Consider the following 18,372-nt stretch of genomic DNA (forward strand, 5'->3'; position numbering starts at 1 on the left):
GGTAATGCGGACCCTGGGTCCGCTTTAACAATACGGACCGCTGGTCCAGTTTGTAAATGGAGGAAGGCATGTCCGAGCGCAAGTCCCGCAAGGACGCCGCCCGCAACCGGGAGGCCGTCCTCGCAGCCGCCGACGCCCTCTTCGCCCGCGGTGCGAGCCCCGCCGACATCACCATGGCCGACGTGGCAGCGGCGGCCGGCGTCGGCAAGGGCACGCTCTTCCGGGCCTTCGGCGATCGCGCCGGACTGCTCCGCGCGCTGTACGAGGCCCGGCTCGAACCGATCAGAGCGGCCGTCGAGTCCGGCCCGCCACCCCTGGGGCCGGCGACCCCACCGCGAGAACGCGTACCCGCCCTGCTCGACGCCCTGCTCCGCCTCAAACTCGACAACCGGCGCCTCGCGCTGGCCCTGGAGGACAGCGGAGGCACCAGTCCGTACCGGGCGGAGCATTACGAGCGGTGGCACGGCCTGCTCCAGGGCGCACTGGAACAGATCCCCGGCCTGACCGACAGCGACTTCACCGCCCACGCCCTGCTCGCCGCCGTGCGGGCCGACCTCGTCGAGCACCTGGCCGCAGAAGGGCGCGTACCGCGGGAGAGGTTGCGGGCGCAGTTGGCGAACTTCGTCGCCAAAGCCCTTGCCTCCGGCCCGTCACAAGGGTCGGCCGCCGAGGACCGGGCGGCCCCTTGATCAGCGGGACTTGCACCAGCGGCCCTCGGCGCGGGTGAGGCGGGCTCGGGTCAGTCCTTGCGTCCGGTCACCGCCACGGTGACGCCGAGGCCGATCATCGCCAGCCCACCGACGCCGCCCACGAGCGAGAGCCGCCCGGGCGAGCGGGCGAACCAACTGCGCGCCGTGGCGGCGCCGAGCCCCCACACGGAGTCCGAGACGAGCGCGATCGCATTGAAGACCAGGCCGAGCACGAGCATTTGGAGCACGACGTTGCCTTGACCCCGGTCCACGAACTGCGGGAGCACGGCGGCGAAGAACACGATCGTCTTGGGGTTCGACACCCCGACGACGAACCCCTCCCAGAAGGTGCGCCGGCCGCCTTGCGCGGCTTCGCCGTCGGCGCCCTCGGCGCCCGCTTCGGTCGCCGCCCGCAACTGGCCGCGCCCCTGCCACGCCTTCACTCCGAGGTACACGAGGTAGGCCGCGCCCGCCAGTTTCAACACGGTGAACAGGAGCACCGAGCGCTCCACGAGGGAGCCGACGCCCATCGCGACGGCGACGATCAGCGCGTAGGCCCCCACGGTGTTCCCGGCCACGGAGGTCAGCGCGGCGCGACGGCCCTGCGCCAGCGCCCGACCGACCACGAACAGCACGCTCGGGCCCGGGACCACGATCAGCAGGAAGGACATGACGGCGAAGGCGAGCAGACGGTCAGCAGACACCATGGCGCCCATGCAAGCACGGGGCGGCCGCGCCCTTCCACGCCTTTACCGGACCTCCGTCGGCGGGGCACGCACCGATGGGGGCCTTGAAGAGCGTCGGCAGGGCCCGTGCCCGCCTGGTGGCGGTGCACGGACCCGGCCGGTACCGGTGAGCTGGCGGGTCAGCCGTCGATCAGGGGGATCAACTGCGCTTCCTCGTGGTCCAGATGGGCGTTCAGTTCGGCGGCGAGGCGGTCGACCTCGGCCAGGACCGTCGCGGTCGCGACGTCCCGGGCGGTGACGACCCGCTGGAGTTCGTCGAGGAGGGCGGCGATCTTCCGGTGCTCCTCGTCCAGGCGCTGAAGGACGTCGGCGGCCTCGGGGTGCTGTTCCGCGATCATGGGGAACATGCCCTGGTCCTCGGCGACGTGGTGGGCGTGCACCCCCTGGCACAAGGTCAGACAGTTCACCCGCAACTGTGCTCCGAGGCCCGGCCCGCCGGCGGCGACCTCGGCGCGGATCAGTTCGATCTCGCGGCGCATCCCGTCGTGGATGCGGGTGAGCACCGCCCCGAAGGACGTGGCTCCGCCGACGTTCGGCGGCCCCGTGTCGATGCTGCGCAGGGCGACGACCGGGATCACCCGGTCCGTCTTGGCCTGGTACGCGGCCCAGCCGTCGGAGGTTTCGACGGCGCGCGCGAAGGCCCGGTCGCGTTCCTCGCCGGTGAGGACGGTTGCCTCGGCCTCGTAGGTGAAGACGCCGTCCTCGACGGTCACTTGGGGGTTGGCCAGGAGGTTGTGGTACCAGGCTGGGTGCCGGGGCGCGCCGCCCGCCGAGGCGATGACGAGCACGCGCTCGCCGCCGTCGGGCAGGTAGGCGACGGGGGTCGTGTGCCGGGTGCCGCTGCGTGCTCCGGTGGTGGTCAGCAGGAGCAGTCGGCTCCCTTCGAACGGACCGCCCACCTTCCCTGCGTTGGCCCGGAACTCCTCGATGACCTGCTGGTTGAAGTCGTTCGGCATTCTCTGCTTTCTCGGTCCTGGTGTGGTTGCGTCGGCGACGGTCCACGTCGCTGACGTTCTGCATCCGCGCATGGCGGGGCGCCGCCTCGGCACGCGCGTGCGTCCGGCACGCGACGAGTCGCTGAAGCGGTGGAGGTGAAGGGGGAGCAAGAGCGAAGGAGAGCGGTGGAGTTGCGGTGCTCGGCAACGGCGCAGCACATCCGGCGCGCGAAGAAGCGGCGCACGGCGACATGGCGTCCACACGTCTCACGGGGAGTACGACGCCATCAAGGGGCGGGCCTCGCGCCCGCGCCCGCCTCACTCAGAGGCCGGGCGTTCCTGGTGTTGTTGGCCTACGGCCGACCCGGCAGTCACATCGTGATGTTATCCACCCGGCCCGCGCCGGGACAACCGAGTATCCCGGCGCCACGGTCGGCGCGACCGCCACCGGCGCAGCTCAGCGCTCCAGGACGAGCGCGAGGCCCTGCCCGACGCCGATGCAGAGGGTCGCGACCGCGGTCCCGGCGCCCGCCGCGGCAAGTTGGTGGGCGACGGCCCCGGTGATCCTGGCACCGGACGCCCCGAGCGGGTGCCCCACGGCGATCGCGCCGCCGCGCGGGTTGACCACGTCCGGGTCGAGACCGGGCCACTGACCGAGGCAGGCCAGCGCCTGGGCCGCGAACGCCTCGTTGAGTTCGAGTGCGGTGATCTCGTCGAGGCTCCGGCCGGCCTTCTTCAGGGCCCGGTGGACGGCTTCCACGGGACCGGCGCCGAAGTACTGCGGTTCGATGCCGGTGACGGCGGACGCCGCGATCCGGGCCAGGGGTTCGCGGCCGGTGGCGCGCAGTCCGTCCGCGTCGGTGAGCAGCAGGGCAGCCGCGCCGTCGTTCAGCGGCGAGGAGTTGCCCGCGGTGACGGTGCCGTCGGACCGGAAGACGGGGCGCAGCGCTGAGAGCGCCTCGGCCGAGGTGGTGTCGCGGATGCACTCGTCCCGCACCAGGTCCACACCGTCGACGGCGACGACCTCCGCGTCGTACAGTCCGGCCGCCCAGGCGCGGGCGGCCTTGCGGTGGCTCTCCAGGGCGAAGGCGTCCTGCGCCGCGCGGTCGATGCCGTAACGGTCGGCGACGAGTTCGGCGCCCTCGCCGAGCGCCACCGTCCACTCCTTGGGCATCGCCGGATTGACCATCCGCCAGCCGAGGGTGGTGGAGTGCATCTGCTGGTGGGCGGCGGAGAAGGCGCGCTCGGGCTTCGGCACGACCCACGGCGCCCGGCTCATCGATTCGACGCCGCCCGCGACGGCCACGGACGCGTCGCCGACGGCGATGGCGCGGGCGGCCTGGACGACCGCCTCCATGCCGGAGCCGCAGAGCCGGTTCACGGTGACGCCGGGGACGGTGACGGGGAGCCCGGCGAGGAGCACGGCCATCCGGGCCACGTCGCGGTTCTCCTCGCCGGCGCCGTTGGCGTTGCCGAAGAAGACGTCGTCGATGCGGACCGGGTCGAGTTCGGGCGTACGGGAGACGAGCGCTCCGAGCACCCCCGCGGCCAGGTCGTCGGGGCGGACGCCGCCGAGCGCGCCGCCGTGCTTGCCGATCGGGGTGCGGACGGCGTCGACCACGTAGACGTCGCGGAGGCGGTCGGTCATCTCGGGCTCCTTGCCACAGGGGGGGTCGGGCTCGGCATCGACGCACACCGGGCGTCCCGCGGTCGGTCCACCGGGCCCGGCCGGCCGTTCGCCGGGTGAACCGTCGTTCACCGTCCGCCGACGAGTTTCGTTTTAGGGACCATTCATGTCAATGAACCGAGGGCGGGCGGGGTTCGCGCGTAGGCCCGACGGGCCGCGCAGCAAACGTCGATATCCGGACATGGATCTCCGGTCGACAAACCACCACCCTTCACCCAACGCCCGCCCCGCAGCCGCGCCGGCCGATCGCTCGCGCCCCGCCCGACCGTTCGGCGCGCCCCCGCAAGGGAGACCCGACGCCCGCGACATCGACGGCGTCGGCGCAGCGTCCCGAACCGCCGGGACGACCCCGGCCTCCGTATCGAAAACCCCGATCGCGCCATGCACATCTGTGCACCAGCGGGCTCGCTTGCCGTCGCCGCACTGAACAGCGAGGACACCCCGAGCGCGGGGGCACGGCGGTGACCGGCGCCGACCCGCATCCAACCGGCCACTACTGAGTGACGGTTCAGCGCTTCGCCGATCGCCGTCCACCCCGTCCGCCGCCTCCGCAGCACCACCGCCCCCACCCCGGCGCGCCGCAGCGGGCGGCCGAAGCGGTCTACACCACTGCTGAACGCGCGTAGAGCGACCGAAAGACGTCCTTGCCCCGAACCCATCCGGAGTCCAGGCTTCCAACCACGCCGGTTGACAGGCACATGACCGAAACGAGTTCGGTCCGCCGCACCGCACCACCCCGATCGGCGTCCGTTGCGGACCCGCCCCCCAACGGGTCCCGAACCCCACCGGAGGACGAGTAGTGAAGAAGCGCACTTCCCCCCACGGCGGCGTTTCCCGGCGCGTACGACTGCTGGCCGTCGCCGCGGGCCTGGTCACCGCCACGGCGCTCGCCGCTCCCGCCGCCGTGGCCGAGTCGGGCAGCAGCAGCGCCCGCGCCACCACCGCGCAGCTGGCCCAGGCCAGCGAGGCCGTGCTCGAAGCCGACGTGGCCGGCACCGCCTGGTACACCGACGCCGCGTCCGGCAAGGTCGTGGTCACCGCGGACGAGAGCGTCTCCGCCACCGAGCTGGCCACGATCAAGAAGGCGGCCGGCAAGCAGGGCGGCGCCGTGGAGGTCAAGCGCACCACCGGCACGTTCAACAAGCTCATAGCCGGCGGCCAGGCCATCTACGCCGGCGGCAGCCGCTGCTCGCTCGGCTTCAACGTCCGCAGCGGGAGCACCTACTACGCCCTGACCGCTGGCCACTGCACCAACATCGCCAGCACCTGGTACACCAACTCGGCCGGCACGAGCACGCTGGGCACCCGCACCGGGTCGAGCTTCCCCAACAACGACTACGGCATCATCCGCCACAACAACGCGTCGGCCGCCGACGGCCGCGTCTCCCTCTACAACGGCAGCTACCGCGACATCACCTCCGCCGGCAACGCACGCGTCGGCCAGTCCGTGCAGCGCAGCGGCTCCACCACGGGGCTGCACAGCGGCTCGGTGACCGGTCTGAACGCCACGGTGAACTACGGCGGCGGCGACGTCGTCTACGGCATGATCCAGACGAACGTCTGCGCCGAGCCCGGCGACAGCGGCGGCGCCCTCTTCTCCGGCTCCACCGCGCTCGGCCTCACCTCCGGCGGCAGCGGCAACTGCCGCACCGGCGGAGTCACGTTCTACCAGCCCGTCACCGAGGCGCTCAGCGCCTACGGGGTCAGCATCGTCTGACCCGGGCACCTTGGCCTACGGCCGGCGCGGGCCGGTGGTCCCTCCCTCAACGGGGGACCACCGGCCCGCGCCGCGTCGGCCCGATTGCACCGCGGCCCGCGGGGGCGAGCTCCCCCGCACCCCCGTTCGTCGCCTACGCTGTGCCACGACGGCAGGTCCGAGCAGGGAGGGGGACGGTGTGCAGCAGCGCGTACGCATGAGCGGCTTCGCCGGGTTGCCCGCGCTGTTCCTCGGGCTCTGCGCGGCCCTTCTGGTGCTGCTCGGCGCCGCTCCGAGCGCCCGTGCGGCCGTCGCCGCCGGTTCGACCGTGACCACTCCGGTCGGCGCGAACCCCACCACCCCGGACCGGGCCGGCACCGCCCAGCGCACCACGGTGCTGCGTCCGGAGAGCCGGCGCGCCACCAGCGCCGCCGTGGACCGGGTCGTGGCCGCTGACACGGGCAGCCGCCCGCCGACCGCACCGCCCGCGTCCGCGCATCCGCTCTCCGCCCTCCCCCAGCCGCCGCTGCTGCGCGGCGAGCCCGTGGGGCCCCGGCAGGAGCGCGGCCCGCCGCAGCGCCACCAGGACTCCCCCAGCACCCGAGCGCCGCCCGCCGTCCTTTCCTGAGCCGTGTCCGGGCGCCCCGCGCGCACCACGGCCAGCAGATGGCGCTTCGGCGTCCGCCCCGCCGTGCCCTTCGGCCCGAGCCGCGTGCTCACCGGCCGCGGCACCAGCGACGGACGTCGTCCACCGGCGCGTACCAGGAACCGCTTCACCGGCCGCACCCGGCCAGGTCCGGTCCTTGCGTACGCGCTGCTGCGGCGCACCGAGCCAGGGGTTCGCTCCCTGACGGCTCCCGTGCTCCGCTCCTTGACCGTCCGCAGACGCCCGGCGTCTGCGTGCTGCCCGTGGAGTCCCCTTGTCGCCCCGTGGAACGTCGTCCCGCGCCACGTTCTGGCGCGCGTTCGCCGCGCTCGCCGTCGTCGCCGTGTCCCTCTACGTCGCCCTCACCGTGTCGCCCCGCCTCGGGCTCGATCTGCGCGGCGGCACCCGCATCGTCCTGGAGGCCCAGGACTCGCCGACCGTGAAGGCCGATGCCGCCGCCACCGACCGTGCGCTGGAGGTGCTGCGCCAGCGGGTGGACGCCCTCGGGGTGTCCGAGCCCTCGCTCGCGCGCTCCGGCGACAAGCGCATCGAGGTCGAGTTGCCCGGCGTCCAGGACCCGAAGGAGGCGGCCGACGTCATCGGCCGCACCGCCCAGCTCACCTTCCACCCGGTCACGTCGGCGTCCCCGGGACCGGCCGCCGCGCCCGGGGCCGACGGCTCGCGCGTCCTGCCCGACCCCGACGTGCCGGGCGGCTTCCTCGCGCTCGCGCCGCCCGCGCTCACCGGCGACGGCGTCAAGGACGCCGAAGCCATCCTCGACGCCCAGTCGGGCCGCGGCTGGACCGTCGACCTGTCCTTCCGGGGGAAGGCGGGCAACGACTGGGAGCGGATCACCGGAGAAGCGGCCTGCGCGGCGCCCGGCGACCCCGCGCGGCGGGTCGCGATCGTGCTCGACGACCGGATCGTCTCGGCTCCCGGCATGGAGCAGAGCGTGTCGTGCGGGGCCGGCATCGCCGGCGGCTCGGCCCAGATCACCGGAGGTTTCGACGGCGACGAGGCCCGGGAGCTGGCCGCGCTGGTCAAGGGCGGCGCGCTGCCGGTGCCGGTCACGGTCGTCGAGCAGAGCACCGTCGGACCGACGCTCGGCGCGGACGCCATCAAGGCCAGCGCCTGGGCCGCGGTCATCGGCCTGATCGGCACCGGGCTGTTCATCATCGCCGTCTACCGGCTGCTCGGGCTGCTCGCCACGATCGCGCTGGGCCTGTACGGGCTGATCTCGTACGCCGCAGTGGTCGCACTCGGCGCCACGCTCACCCTGCCCGGGCTCGCCGGCTTCGTGCTGGCCATCGGCATCGCCGTGGACGCCAACGTCCTGGTGTTCGAACGGGCCCGCGAGGAGTATCTGAAGCCGACCCGCAAGCTGAAGCCCGATCTGCGCCGGCCGCTACAGATCGGCTTCAACAAGGCGTGGAGCGCGGTCGCCGACTCCCACATCACCACGCTGCTCGCCGCCGGGCTGCTGTTCGCCTTCGCCATCGGCCCGGTCAAGGGCTTCGGCGTGACGCTCGCCATCGGCGTGCTGGCCTCGCTGGTGTCGGCGATGGTCATCACCCGGCTGTTCGCCCAGTGGGCGCTCGAACGCTCCTGGGTGCGCGAGCGGCCGAAGCTGACCGGCATCGCCTCCCGAGGCCGGCTGCGCACCCGGCTGGAGGCCCGTCCGCCGCGGCTGATGCAGCACCGCAAGCGCCTGCTCGTCGGCTGCGGCGCCCTGCTGCTGGTGGCCCTCGCCGGCATCGGGGTGCGCGGGCTGGAGTTCGGCGTCGAGTTCACCGGTGGCCGGGTGGTGGAGTACGCCACCGAGCGGCCCGTCGACGCGGACACCGCGCGCAAGGCCGTCGCGGACGCCGGCTTCCCGCGGGCCGTCGTGCAGGCGTCGGGCGACAGCGGCATCTCCGTGCGCACGGGCGAGCTGTCCAACGAGGAGCAGCAGGAGATCCGCACGGCGCTCGCGGACGTGGCGGGCGGGGCGACCGTCGAACGGGACGACATGATCGGGCCCAGCCTCGGCAGCGAACTGCGCACCCAAGCGCTGATCGCCCTGTCGGTGGCCGTCGCCGCGCAGCTCCTCTATCTGACGGTGCGGTTCCGCTGGACGTTCGCCGCGTCGGCGGTCGCGGCGATGGTGCAGGACGTGCTGCTGGTGGTGGGGCTGTTCGCCTGGCTCGGCAAGCCGGTCGACAGCGTCTTCCTCGCCGCGCTGCTGACCGTCGTCGGCTACTCGGTCAACGACACCGTCGTGGTGCTCGACCGGCTGCGGGAGCTGCGGCGCGCCTCGCCGAAGGCGGCCTGGCCGGACCTCGCGGACAAGGCGGTGGCGCAGACCCTGCCGCGTACGGTCAACACCGGCATGGGCGCGTTGTTCGTCCTGATCGCGCTGGCGGTGCTCGGCGGGGACTCGCTCACCGACTTCTCCGTCGCGCTGCTCGCCGGCGTCGTGGTGGGGGTGGCGTCCACGGTGTTCACGGCGATGCCACTGGCGGTGATCCTCCAGGGGCGCCGTCCGGAGAAGGACCGCTCGCGGCCCGCGCGGGCCAAGGAGCCCGACGCGTCGGGCGCCGTGGTGTGACGCCCCGCCCTGCCGGTCGCGCCGTGCGGTGCGGCCGGCAGGGCCCTTGCGGGCTCACCCCGCGGCGATGTCGAAGTGCAGTTCGGGGCGGTCCCAGGCCACCACGGGCGGGTCGGCGAGCGCCGTCCCGGTCCGTACGGCGCCCATGGCGCGGTAGAAGCCCTCGGCGGGCGGGTGGGAGACCACCCGCACCCGGCTGAGGCCGACCCGCCCGGCCTCCGTGCGCATGTGGTCGATGAGCAGCCGGCCGACGCCGAGCCCCTGGGCCCGGTCGGCGACGAACATCAGGTCCAGCTCGGGCGGGTCGACGAGCAGGGCGTAGAAGCCGAGCGGGACTCCGTCCGCCCCCTCGGCCAGGTGGACCTCGTGGGCTTCGATGTAGTCGGGCCCCACCGCGACCCCGGCGACCATCGAGGCGTACCGCCCCTCGTACGCGCGGGAGCGGCGGACCATCGCGGTGAGTCGGCGGGCGTCGGCGGCGGTGGCCCGCCGGATCCGCGGGGGTGCGGGAGCGACCCGGGCGACGGGACCCCGTCCCGTCATAGGTGAACTCATGGAGTGAGTATTACATGCACCTACGGGTGTCGATCACCCGAGCACCGATCGACCGGGCGTCGGCCGCTCAGACGTCGACGAAGAGACAGAAGGGGTGGCCCGCCGGGTCGAACAGAACGCGCACGTCGCCCTGCGGTTGGTGGGCCGCCTCCCGGGCACCGAGCGCGACGGCGTGCCGCACCCCCGCCGCCAGGTCGTCGACGCGGATGTCGAGGTGCAGCATCTTCTGTTGCGCACCGGGCGCCTCGGGCCAGACCGGAGGGACGTACCCCTCCTCCCCCTGGAGGGCGAGCCGGACCCCTTCGCCCCCGGGCGCCTCGATCAGCACCCAGTCCGGCTCGCTGTCCCGTACGTCCCAGCCGAGCAGCCCCCGGTAGAAGTCGGCGAGGGCGTGGGCGTCGGCGCAGTCGAGGACGACGGTGGCGAGGACGGGGCGAGGGGACACGGCGCTCCTTCGGTCGGGGCGTCGCCCACCCGCCCCGGACCGGGTTCGATCACGCGGCCGGGCGCCAGTAACCCAGTGCGTTCACCCGCGCCTTGGGCAGGGCGAGCTCCTTGCGGATGTACGCGGCAAGGGTACGGGTGGTCACGGTGTCGCAGGCGATCCACACGTACGCCGTGGTCGGATCACCGACCAGCGCGGGCAGGGCCGCCTTGACCTCGGAGACCAGTTGGCGCCCGCCGTCCCGGCGGGGCACGGTGCGCAGTTCGTGACGCTCGGGGTCGAGCCGCAGCGGCAGCCCGGCCGCCCCGTCTGCGGTCTCGAAGAAGATCGTCGCGGGGACGTCGGGCAGCGCGTCGAGCAGGGAGTTGATCGCCGGCAGGGACGCGGGGTCCCCGATGGCGACGATCCGCGGCGGCAACGGCGCGGGCGCGGTGAAGCCGGTGCCCTGGAGCGTGGCGTCGACGGTGTCGCCCGGAGCGGCGGCGCGCGCCCAGTCGCTGGCCGGCCCGTCGTGGAGGGCGAACTCCAGGCTGAAGGTGCCCGCTTCGGGGTCCGGGTCCACGAGCGTGTACGCGCGCTGGTGCGGCTTGCCTGCGTTGTCGAACCAGACGCGGACCCACATCGTGGGGTGGACCCCGGTCTGCGCGAGCATGCCGCCGTCGGCGAAGTGCACCCGGTGGTAGCGGTCGGTCACCCGCTCCGAGCCCACCACCGTGAACTGGAAGTCCCTACCCCGCATCAGTTTGAGGACGACGCCCTCCCAGCCGTGCCCCACGTCTGACTCCTCCCAATTGGTTCGCGTTTGTACGCCGAACACCCGTGCGTTAACTTAGGTCAGCCTAACCTAATTTTGGTTGGGGTTCGTTGCCGAGGGGCGGGAGAAGCGTGAACGTCAAGATCTACCGTGACGCCTGGGGGGTCCCGCACCTGCGGGCGGACACCGTGGACCGGCTCGCGTACGCCCAGGGGTGGAACGCCGCCGTCGACCGCGGCTGGCAGATCGAGGTCGAACGCCACCGCTCCCAAGGCACTTCGGCGTCCTTCCTCGGCTCCGACGCCGTCCCCTGGGACCTGTTCGCCCGCCGCAGCCGCCTCGACGACACGGCACGGCGGTGCTTCGACCGGCTCGACGACGCCACCGCAGCGTGGGTCACCCGCTATGTGGCCGGGGTGAACGACGGCCTCGCCGAAGGCGCCCGGCGCGCACCCCAGTTCGCGGCCACCGGGCTCGACCCGCGCCCCTGGGAGCCCTGGGTGCCGCTGGGCATCTGGCTGAGCACGCACGTGCTGTTCGCCGGCTTCCCCACCAAGCTCTGGCGCGAGGAGGTGGCCCGCGCCCTCGGGGACTCGGCGATCGAGCTGTTCTCCGTGGAGGGCGCGCACAGCTCTGGCAGCAACGGCTGGTTCGTCGGCGCCGACCGCACCGCACACGGCGCCCCGCTGATCGCCGGCGATCCGCACCGGCCGATCGAGGACCCCGGGGTCTACCAACAGATCCGACTCGCCTGCGACGCGTACGACGTCGTGGGCCTCGCCGTCCCCGGAGTGCCCGGCATCGCGCACTTCGGCCACGCGGGTTCGGTGGCCTGGGCCATCACCAACGCCATGGCCGACTACCAGGACCTGTACCGGGAGCGGTTGCGCGAGGCCCCCGACGGCTCGGGGAGCTGGCAGGCCCTCGGCCCGCAGGGCTGGCGGCCCGTCAGCGTCCACACCGAGACCGTGGCGGTGGCGGGTGCGCCGGCCGTGCACGTCGAGGTGGCGGAGACCGAACGCGGACCCGTCGTCGTCGGCGACATCGGCGACGGCGACGCCGACGTGCTGAGCCTGCGCACCCCGCCAAGGGTCACCTGCGAACTCGGCTTCGCGAGCCTGCCGGCGCTGCTGCGGGCGCGCACCGTGGCCGACGTCGACCGGGCCCTGGACGGGTGGATCGAGCCGGTGAACGTCGTCATCGCCGCCGACACCGAGGGCGGCCAGCTCCACCGGGTCGCCGGCCGGGTGCCCTCACGGCACCGGGACAACCTCCTGCGGCCCGTGCCCGCGTGGGAGCCCGCGCACCTCTGGCACGGCTGGCGCGCCACCCCGCGCGCCGCCGTCGGCGCCTTCGCCGTCATGGCGAACGAGCGCGGGCTCGCGGCCCCGCTGGGCGTGGAGTTCGCCCCGCCGCACCGCGCGCGGCGCATCCGGGAACTGCTGCACGGCCGGCGCGTGTGGACCGCCGAGGGCATGGCGGAGATCCATCGGGACACCCGGCTGGACTCCGCGAAGCCCCTGCTGGCGCTCGTCGAAGGGCTGCGGGGGCTGAGCCCGGGGGCCGCGCTGATACGCACCCGGCTGGTCGCCTGGGACCGCCGCATGGACGCCGGGAGCACCGACGCCGCCTGCTATGCCGACGTCCGCGCCGCGGTCGTCCAACTCATCGCCGCCCGACCTGAGTTCAAGGCGCTCGCCGAGAACGTCGAGTCCCGCGCCTGCCCGGAGGCGATGCGGCCCTGGCTCGCCTTCCTGCCCCGGGTCGCCTTCGCCCTGGAGGGGCTGCTGACCGAACCGGGGGCTTCGGTGCTGCCCCCGCGCGACCGGATCGAGGTCGTGCGCAGCGCCGTGGAGCAGGTCGCCGCCGACCACCGCGCCCGCGGCACGGACGCACCGGAGCCGACGTGGGGCGCCCGGCACCGCCTCGCCCCCTGGAGCGCGCGCCCGAAGGCGGATCTGGGCGAGTGGCCCGGGGTGCCGGGCGACCACGACTGCGTGCTGTCCGCCTCCAGCGTGCCCGGCGTCACCGATCTGAGCACCCGCGGCCCGGCCGCCCGCTTCGTGTGGGACCTGGCCCGCCGCGACAACAGCCGCTGGATCGTGCCGCTGGGGTCCTCCGGCGTCGACGGCGACCCCCACCGGCGCGACCAACTCCCCCGCTGGCTGCGGGGCGAACTCGCCCCCGTCGTCACCGACTGGAACCGACTCACCGAGGAGCACTTTTCCGCCATGTCCGCCGCATCCCCCACCGCCCTGCGCAAGGCCGTCCACGAGCAGTCCGTCGACGGTTTCGGACTGGTGCGCGTCGTCCCGCTGGATCCCACGGCCGACCTCGACCTCGTCCACGGCTGGGTCACCGCCGAGCGCGCCCGGTTCTGGGGCATGCAGGGCCACACCCGGGAGCAGGTGCAGGAGACGTACGCGTACGTCGACTCCCTCACCACCCACCACGCCTTCGTCGTGGAGCGCGACGGCGGACCGGTGGCGCTCTTCCAGACGTACGAGCCGGCCGCCGACCCGCTCGGCGAGTGCTACGACGTCGAGCCCGGCGACATCGGCGTCCACCTGCTGGTCGGCCCGGCGCCCGAGGGTGCCCCGGGCGGGGAACGGGGCTTCACCCAGGGGCTGCTGGTGGCGCTCGTCGGGTACGTCTTCGCCGACCCGGGGCACCTGCGCGTGGTGGTCGAGCCGGACGCCCGCAACGAGAAGGCCGTCGAACGCATGCTCAGGGCGGGCTTCGAGGCCGGCCCCGAGATCCAGAAGCCGGAGAAGCGGGCCCGGCTCGCCTTCCTCCGCCGAGAGCGGTGGGCGGCGCACGGCTGAGCGGTGGCGTGCGTCCGGGGTGCGCCGGGCGCGCGGGGTCGAAGGGGACGCGCCGTCGGTCGTACGACCCGGCGCGCCCGACGCGCGGGCGGCCGTCGGACACCCATGCGGATCCGGACGATCGCACGGGTGTCTTCCCCGGGGCCCCCTTTCCCCGGACCGGCCCGGCAGGGTACACATGTGCTGATCACCCCCCTGACACCGACCCGTACCGCCCACGGCATATGCCTCGGGCACCAGCTCGTCGAGTGTTGCCAAACGCCTTACGGGCCCTCGCTCCCTGTGCGAGAGTCGTAACGGCCCCTTGTTCAGACCGTCCCAGACCTGGCCCGAGGCCATGCCTGCATCGGAGTTCGACATGTCGTCCCATGTGTTCGCGGACCGTTCCGGCGAGCAGCCTCCCCGGCGCGGGCCCGTCACGGGCCCGGTCGCCGTCGACGCCCTGATCAGCCGGACCCGACGGCTGCGCGGCGAGGTGGACGCCGTGCGCCCGGACGCCCCGGTGGACGAGGAGGACCCGCACGTCCGCTGGCAGCGGGCGCTGTGCGACCTGGCGGTCCATCACCTCGACGACCTCGGCGTCCAGCTGGACCAGTTGCGCGAGGGGCTGGACGGCGAGGGGGCCGACGGGTACGACCCGTACGCCTTCCGCCCGGCGGGCACCGGTGAGCTGTTCGGCTACGAGGCGGACCACGCACAGAGTTCCGGATCGCTGCTCAGCCGGGTGGGCAGCGCGGAGTGGAACCTCCTCACCGACGGGGTGAACTGGTCCGACGAGCTGTTCGCCATCCTCGGCCGCCCGCTCGACAGCGGCGCGATGACCCTGGACGAACTGCCGTCCGTCGTCCACCCGGACGACCAGACGCTGCTGACCGCACTGGTGACCGGCTGCCTGGTCGACGGCCGCCCCATCGACGGCGAGTTCCGCGTCGTGCACCCCGACGGCCGCGAGCGCACGGTCCACATGATGGGCGAGCCGGTCCTCGACGCCGACGGGTCCACCGCCTCCATGTGGGCGGTGTTCCGGGACGTCAGCGCGCTGCGCCGGAGCGAGCAGGCCGTGCGCGACAGCCAGGAGACGCTCCGCCGCCAACAGCACGCCGAGCGCACCGAACACCGGCTCGCGGTGGAGTTGCAGGAGGCCGTGCTGCCGCCCTGGCACGGCTCGCTGACCTTCCCGCTCGGCGGCCCCGCCGAACTGGACGTGGCCGCGCGCTACTTCCCCTCCGCCAACAGCGCCCTGATCGGCGGCGACTGGTACGACGCGCTGCAACTGCCCGGCGGCGGCTCCCTGCTGAGCGTCGGGGACCTCACCGGCCACGGGGTCGTCGCGACCTCCTCCATGGCGATGCTGCTGGGCGCCCTGCGCGGCATGGCGGTCGCCGGCATCGAGCCCCGCCGGCTGATGGAACACCTGAACCAACTGATGGAGACCGCCGCCCAGCCCACCCTCGGCAGCGCGGTGTGCTGCCGCGTCGACCCCGCGGGCCGCACCCTCACCTGGGCGCAGGCCGGGCACCCCGCCCCGCTGCTGTTCCGCGACGGGACGGGGCACGCGCTGACCCCGCCGGACGGCGTGCTGCTCGGCGCCGCCGCCAGCCCCGAGTACGAGCAGTCCGAAGTGGACCTGCTCCCCGGCGACCTGCTGGTGCTGCACACGGACGGGCTGACCCGTACGAGCGCGGCGGACGCGACCGACAACACCCCCCTGCTGGCCCTGGCGCCGAAGCTCGCCAGGGCCCGGAGCGCGCAGGACGGACTGCGGACCGTGGTCGAACGCTTCGGCGGCGACGGCCGCGAGGACGACGCCTGTGTGATGGTCGTGAAGATCGGCTCCTGATCGGCTCCGGCGGGCCGTCCCTCAGACCAAGGGCGCGCGCGCCTTGCGCGACGGGCTGGACGGCATGGCCTGCGCGAGCTCCTCCCGTAGCCCGTCGATGGCGTCGTACCCCTTGTACCGGCCGGTCAGCCGGTACATCTCGCGCAGCCGGTCCCAGGTGCGGTGCGAGGATGTCTCCCCCATCGACGCCAGCGCGAGCCGTGCGTAGCGGTCGGCCTCCTCCGGGTCGTCGGAGATGAGGCACGCGGAGGCCATCGAGATGTAGTCGAAGATCTTCGACCGCTGGCGGCCGCCCTCGCGCAGTTCCAGCGCCTTCCTGGCGTGCCCCTGGGCCAGGGGCGCGGCCGAGGGGTCGTGCTCGGCGAGCGTGCGGTACGCCAGCGCCTGCATGCCGTGCAGGTCCGCCTCGTCGAACATCTGCATCCAACTGGGCGGCGTCACGTCGCCCCGGTCGGAGACGAAGAGGTCCTCCGCCTCCCCGAGCGTGCGCCGCATCGCCTGGCCGTGCCCCATCGACGCCTGGGCCCACGCCTCGATGGTGCACAGCATGGCCCGGGTGCGCGGCAGGGTCTCGTCGCCCGAGCCGGACTTGGCGAGCTTCATCAGGTCCAGGGCCTCGTCGGGCCGGCCCAGGTGCACCATCTGGCGGGCCGCGCGCGACAGCGCCTCACCGGCGCGCGGGCGGTCGCCGCCCTCGCGCGCCGCGTGCGCGGCGATCACGAAGTACTTCTGGGCGGTGGGCTCCAGGCCCACGTCGTGGGACATCCAGCCGGCGAGCACGGCGAGGTTGGCCGCCACCCCCCACAGCCGCCGCTGGAGGTGCTCGGGGTGGCGGAAGGCCAGCATGCCGCCCACTTCGTTGAGCTGGCCCACCACCGCCTTGCGCTGGAGTCCGCCGCCGCGGGCGGCGTCCCAGGCCCGGAACACCTCCACGGACCGCTCCAGGGCCTCGATCTCCTGCGACCCGATGGGGGCCGCTTCGTAGCGGTCGTACCCAGCGGGGTCGGCGGGCAGGGGACCGGTGGCGAAGGGGGAGTCCTGGACGAGTGCAGGGTCGGTGTGGAGCCAGTCGTACATGGCGCTGCTGAGTGCGGAGCCCGTGGCGAGCGCTGCGCCCGCGCCCACCAGCCCGCGTCGGTTGAGCATGAGGTCCATTCCCGTGAATTCGAGGAGGACCGCTGCCGTCCGGCCGGTCGGCCAGGAAAGCGCCTCCGGGTCCGCCGCGTGCTCCGCGGCCCGCGCGCCCTTTCGCCTGCCCGCTCGTCCGCTCCGGACGAAGCCCAGGTCCTCGGTGGTCACGACACGGCCGAGCCGCTCCGTGAACAGCGCCGCCAGCACCCGCGGAACCGGGTCGCGCGGGGTCTCCCCCGTGTCGATCCACCTCCGCACCCGTGAGGTGTCGGTCGCCAGCTGCGGATGGCCCATGGCCGCCGCCTGCCGGTTCACCAACCTCGCGAGTTCGCCCTTGGACCAGCCGGCCAGGCCGAACAGGTCGTTGAGGCGGGCGTTGGGTCCACCGGTCACGTAAGCCCCCAGGTTCTCGGCTGAGTTGACAGTAGCCCGCCGTTTGGGGGGTGGCGACTAATCGCCAGGGTTCGCCAGGGTCCGCCAGATGGTGTGCCACCCGCGCGCTGGTGTGACGTAGGAACGCGCCACCCCGGCCCGGCGACCGCCGCGTTCCCCAGGGCGTGAGGTTTCGTCGGGGCGGGGCAGCGCACGCAATCCGTCGGCGCACGAAGGGATCTGTCACCCCATGCACGCAGCATCGTCCGCCGTGTCCGCCCCACCCCAGTCCCCGCGTTCCGCCGCGGCGCTCGGAGCCGGGCCCCAGGTCCGGCGCCCCCCGCGGTTCAGGGCCGCCGCCGCCATGGTCGGCCTGCCGCTCAGCGGGAGGATCGACTTGTCCGGACCCCAGGGCGCTCAGCTGAGGATGGCCGTCGCCTCGGTGCACCGGATCTGTCCTGAGTTCCGTCCGGTGCAGGTCCTGCGCCGCAGCGGCCGCTCGGTGCTGATCGTCGGGACGACCGGTCGCACGACGGCGGTCGCGAAGTGCCTGCTGGACCACTCGCCGGTGTGGACCGAGCGCTTCCGGCACGAAATAGCTGCATATCGCACTTTCGTTCGGCACCGTCCGCCGGCGCGGCTGCCGCGGCTGATCGCCGCCGACCCGGACAACTGCACCCTGGTGATCGAGCGGATGCCGGGCCGGGCCGCCGGGCTGAGCAGGCACCCGGCCGAGGCGCCGCCGCGGGCGGACCTGCGGGCCGTGGTGGGGTCCGTGGTCCGGCTGAACGACTGGCGTCCGCCGGCCGGGCTGTTCGACGCGCCGCTGGACTACGCGTCACGGATCGCCCGCTACCACGAGTTGGGGCTCTTCACCGACCGGGACCTCGGCGACCTCCAGAAGCTGCTGCACGGGCTGGCGAACTCGGGCCACCGCGGCCCGATCGGCGAGTTCTGCCACGGCGACGCACTCCTCTCCAACGTCCTGCTCTCCCCCACGGGGCCGGTGCTGGTCGACTGGGAGCACACCGGGTGGTACCTGCCGGGGTACGACCTGGCCACCTTGTGGTCGGTCCTCGGTGACGCGCCGGCCGAGCGCCGCTGGATCAGCCAGCTCGCCCAGCGCAAGGGACCGGCGGCACGGGACGCCTTCTTGGTGAACCTGATGCTGGTGTTGACGCGGGAGATCCGCACGTACGAGACCGCGGTCCAGCGGACCATGAAGGAGGCGCCCCCGGCGGGGGGCGCGGTGCCCGCCACCCCGAGCGGTCTGTCGACGGGCGAGGAGCAGCGGTTGCTGTTGCGCCGGCTGCACGACGACTGCGCCATGGCCCGGCGGGCGGTGCGCGCCGCGGTCGGTACGCGCTGAGAACGACGGCGGACGGCCGCTGTCCCTGCTGCACGGGCGAGAAGTGCCGTGCGCCCGGTGTTCCCGCACCGGGCGCACGGCACTTTTGGCGTGCG

Annotated in this window: 14 protein-coding genes; 7 read left to right on the top strand and 7 right to left on the bottom strand. The window is 73.7% G+C overall.

The window, feature by feature from the left end; all coding sequences use genetic code 11:
- Positions 1-68 precede the first annotated feature (68 nt).
- Positions 69-689: a TetR/AcrR family transcriptional regulator gene (locus ACH4E8_RS20920; RefSeq protein WP_398450264.1), complete on the top strand. Its 621-nt coding sequence runs from the start codon at positions 69-71 to the stop codon at positions 687-689.
- A gap of 50 nt (positions 690-739) precedes the next feature.
- Here the strand turns inward: ACH4E8_RS20920 and ACH4E8_RS20925 are convergent, their stop codons facing one another.
- From ACH4E8_RS20925 to ACH4E8_RS20935, 3 genes are all read right to left on the bottom strand, one after another.
- Positions 740-1,396, bottom strand: coding sequence for a LysE family translocator (locus ACH4E8_RS20925; protein ID WP_398450265.1), 657 nt, complete (start codon positions 1,394-1,396; stop codon positions 740-742).
- Positions 1,397-1,554: 158 nt separating this feature from the next.
- Entirely contained in the window at positions 1,555-2,391 is an 837-nt protein-coding gene (locus ACH4E8_RS20930) for a nitroreductase/quinone reductase family protein (protein ID WP_398450267.1), read from the bottom strand.
- A 436-nt stretch (positions 2,392-2,827) separates the two neighbouring features.
- Complete coding sequence (locus ACH4E8_RS20935; RefSeq protein WP_398450269.1) at positions 2,828-4,018, bottom strand: thiolase family protein; 1,191 nt, start codon at positions 4,016-4,018, stop codon at positions 2,828-2,830.
- Between the two features lie 838 nt (positions 4,019-4,856).
- On the opposite strand from ACH4E8_RS20935, the gene ACH4E8_RS20940 reads away from it, so the two are divergent.
- From ACH4E8_RS20940 to secD, 3 genes are all read left to right on the top strand, one after another.
- Positions 4,857-5,774, top strand: a complete 918-nt coding sequence (locus tag ACH4E8_RS20940; RefSeq protein WP_398450271.1) for a S1 family peptidase — start codon at positions 4,857-4,859, stop codon at positions 5,772-5,774.
- 178 nt (positions 5,775-5,952) lie between these two features.
- Positions 5,953-6,381: a hypothetical protein gene (locus tag ACH4E8_RS20945; RefSeq protein WP_398450273.1), complete on the top strand. Its 429-nt coding sequence runs from the start codon at positions 5,953-5,955 to the stop codon at positions 6,379-6,381.
- A gap of 292 nt (positions 6,382-6,673) precedes the next feature.
- The gene (gene secD, locus ACH4E8_RS20950; RefSeq protein ID WP_398450275.1) at positions 6,674-8,986 is read left to right on the top strand and encodes a protein translocase subunit SecD; all 2,313 of its coding nucleotides are present in this window, start codon (positions 6,674-6,676) and stop codon (positions 8,984-8,986) included.
- 54 nt (positions 8,987-9,040) lie between these two features.
- Here the strand turns inward: secD and ACH4E8_RS20955 are convergent, their stop codons facing one another.
- The 3 genes from ACH4E8_RS20955 to ACH4E8_RS20965 form a co-directional block, all read right to left on the bottom strand.
- Positions 9,041-9,529, bottom strand: a complete 489-nt coding sequence (locus tag ACH4E8_RS20955; protein WP_398450277.1) for a GNAT family N-acetyltransferase — start codon at positions 9,527-9,529, stop codon at positions 9,041-9,043.
- Between the two features lie 79 nt (positions 9,530-9,608).
- Complete coding sequence (locus ACH4E8_RS20960) at positions 9,609-9,986, bottom strand: VOC family protein (protein WP_398450279.1); 378 nt, start codon at positions 9,984-9,986, stop codon at positions 9,609-9,611.
- Positions 9,987-10,035: 49 nt separating this feature from the next.
- On the bottom strand, positions 10,036-10,761 hold the full coding sequence (locus ACH4E8_RS20965) for a siderophore-interacting protein (RefSeq protein WP_398450281.1): 726 nt from the start codon (positions 10,759-10,761) through the stop codon (positions 10,036-10,038).
- 110 nt (positions 10,762-10,871) lie between these two features.
- On the opposite strand from ACH4E8_RS20965, the gene ACH4E8_RS20970 reads away from it, so the two are divergent.
- Together ACH4E8_RS20970 and ACH4E8_RS20975 are read left to right on the top strand one after the other, a co-directional pair.
- Positions 10,872-13,565 carry a GNAT family N-acetyltransferase gene (locus tag ACH4E8_RS20970; RefSeq protein ID WP_398450283.1) on the top strand — a complete coding sequence of 898 codons (2,694 nt, stop codon included), beginning with the start codon at positions 10,872-10,874 and terminating at the stop codon, positions 13,563-13,565.
- Between the two features lie 358 nt (positions 13,566-13,923).
- Complete coding sequence (locus ACH4E8_RS20975) at positions 13,924-15,405, top strand: PP2C family protein-serine/threonine phosphatase (protein WP_398450285.1); 1,482 nt, start codon at positions 13,924-13,926, stop codon at positions 15,403-15,405.
- A gap of 21 nt (positions 15,406-15,426) precedes the next feature.
- Here the strand turns inward: ACH4E8_RS20975 and ACH4E8_RS20980 are convergent, their stop codons facing one another.
- Positions 15,427-16,929: a hypothetical protein gene (locus ACH4E8_RS20980; RefSeq protein WP_398450288.1), complete on the bottom strand. Its 1,503-nt coding sequence runs from the start codon at positions 16,927-16,929 to the stop codon at positions 15,427-15,429.
- 229 nt (positions 16,930-17,158) lie between these two features.
- Between ACH4E8_RS20980 and ACH4E8_RS20985 the strand changes: the two genes are divergently transcribed.
- Positions 17,159-18,277 carry an aminoglycoside phosphotransferase family protein gene (locus tag ACH4E8_RS20985; protein WP_398450291.1) on the top strand — a complete coding sequence of 373 codons (1,119 nt, stop codon included), beginning with the start codon at positions 17,159-17,161 and terminating at the stop codon, positions 18,275-18,277.
- The last annotated feature ends 95 nt before the right edge of the window (positions 18,278-18,372 follow it).

It is taken from the genome of Streptomyces sp. NPDC017979 (assembly GCF_044328175.1).
GTDB lineage: Bacteria > Actinomycetota > Actinomycetes > Streptomycetales > Streptomycetaceae > Streptomyces.

Coding starts and splice junctions, on each gene's coding strand:
- ACH4E8_RS20920 (WP_398450264.1), top strand. CDS start 69: ATGTCCGAGCGCAAGTCCCGCAAGGACGCCGCCCGCAACCGGGAGGCC.
- ACH4E8_RS20925 (WP_398450265.1), bottom strand. CDS start 1,396: ATGGTGTCTGCTGACCGTCTGCTCGCCTTCGCCGTCATGTCCTTCCTG.
- ACH4E8_RS20930 (WP_398450267.1), bottom strand. CDS start 2,391: ATGCCGAACGACTTCAACCAGCAGGTCATCGAGGAGTTCCGGGCCAAC.
- ACH4E8_RS20935 (WP_398450269.1), bottom strand. CDS start 4,018: ATGACCGACCGCCTCCGCGACGTCTACGTGGTCGACGCCGTCCGCACC.
- ACH4E8_RS20955 (WP_398450277.1), bottom strand. CDS start 9,529: ATGACGGGACGGGGTCCCGTCGCCCGGGTCGCTCCCGCACCCCCGCGG.
- ACH4E8_RS20975 (WP_398450285.1), top strand. CDS start 13,924: ATGTCGTCCCATGTGTTCGCGGACCGTTCCGGCGAGCAGCCTCCCCGG.
- ACH4E8_RS20985 (WP_398450291.1), top strand. CDS start 17,159: ATGCACGCAGCATCGTCCGCCGTGTCCGCCCCACCCCAGTCCCCGCGT.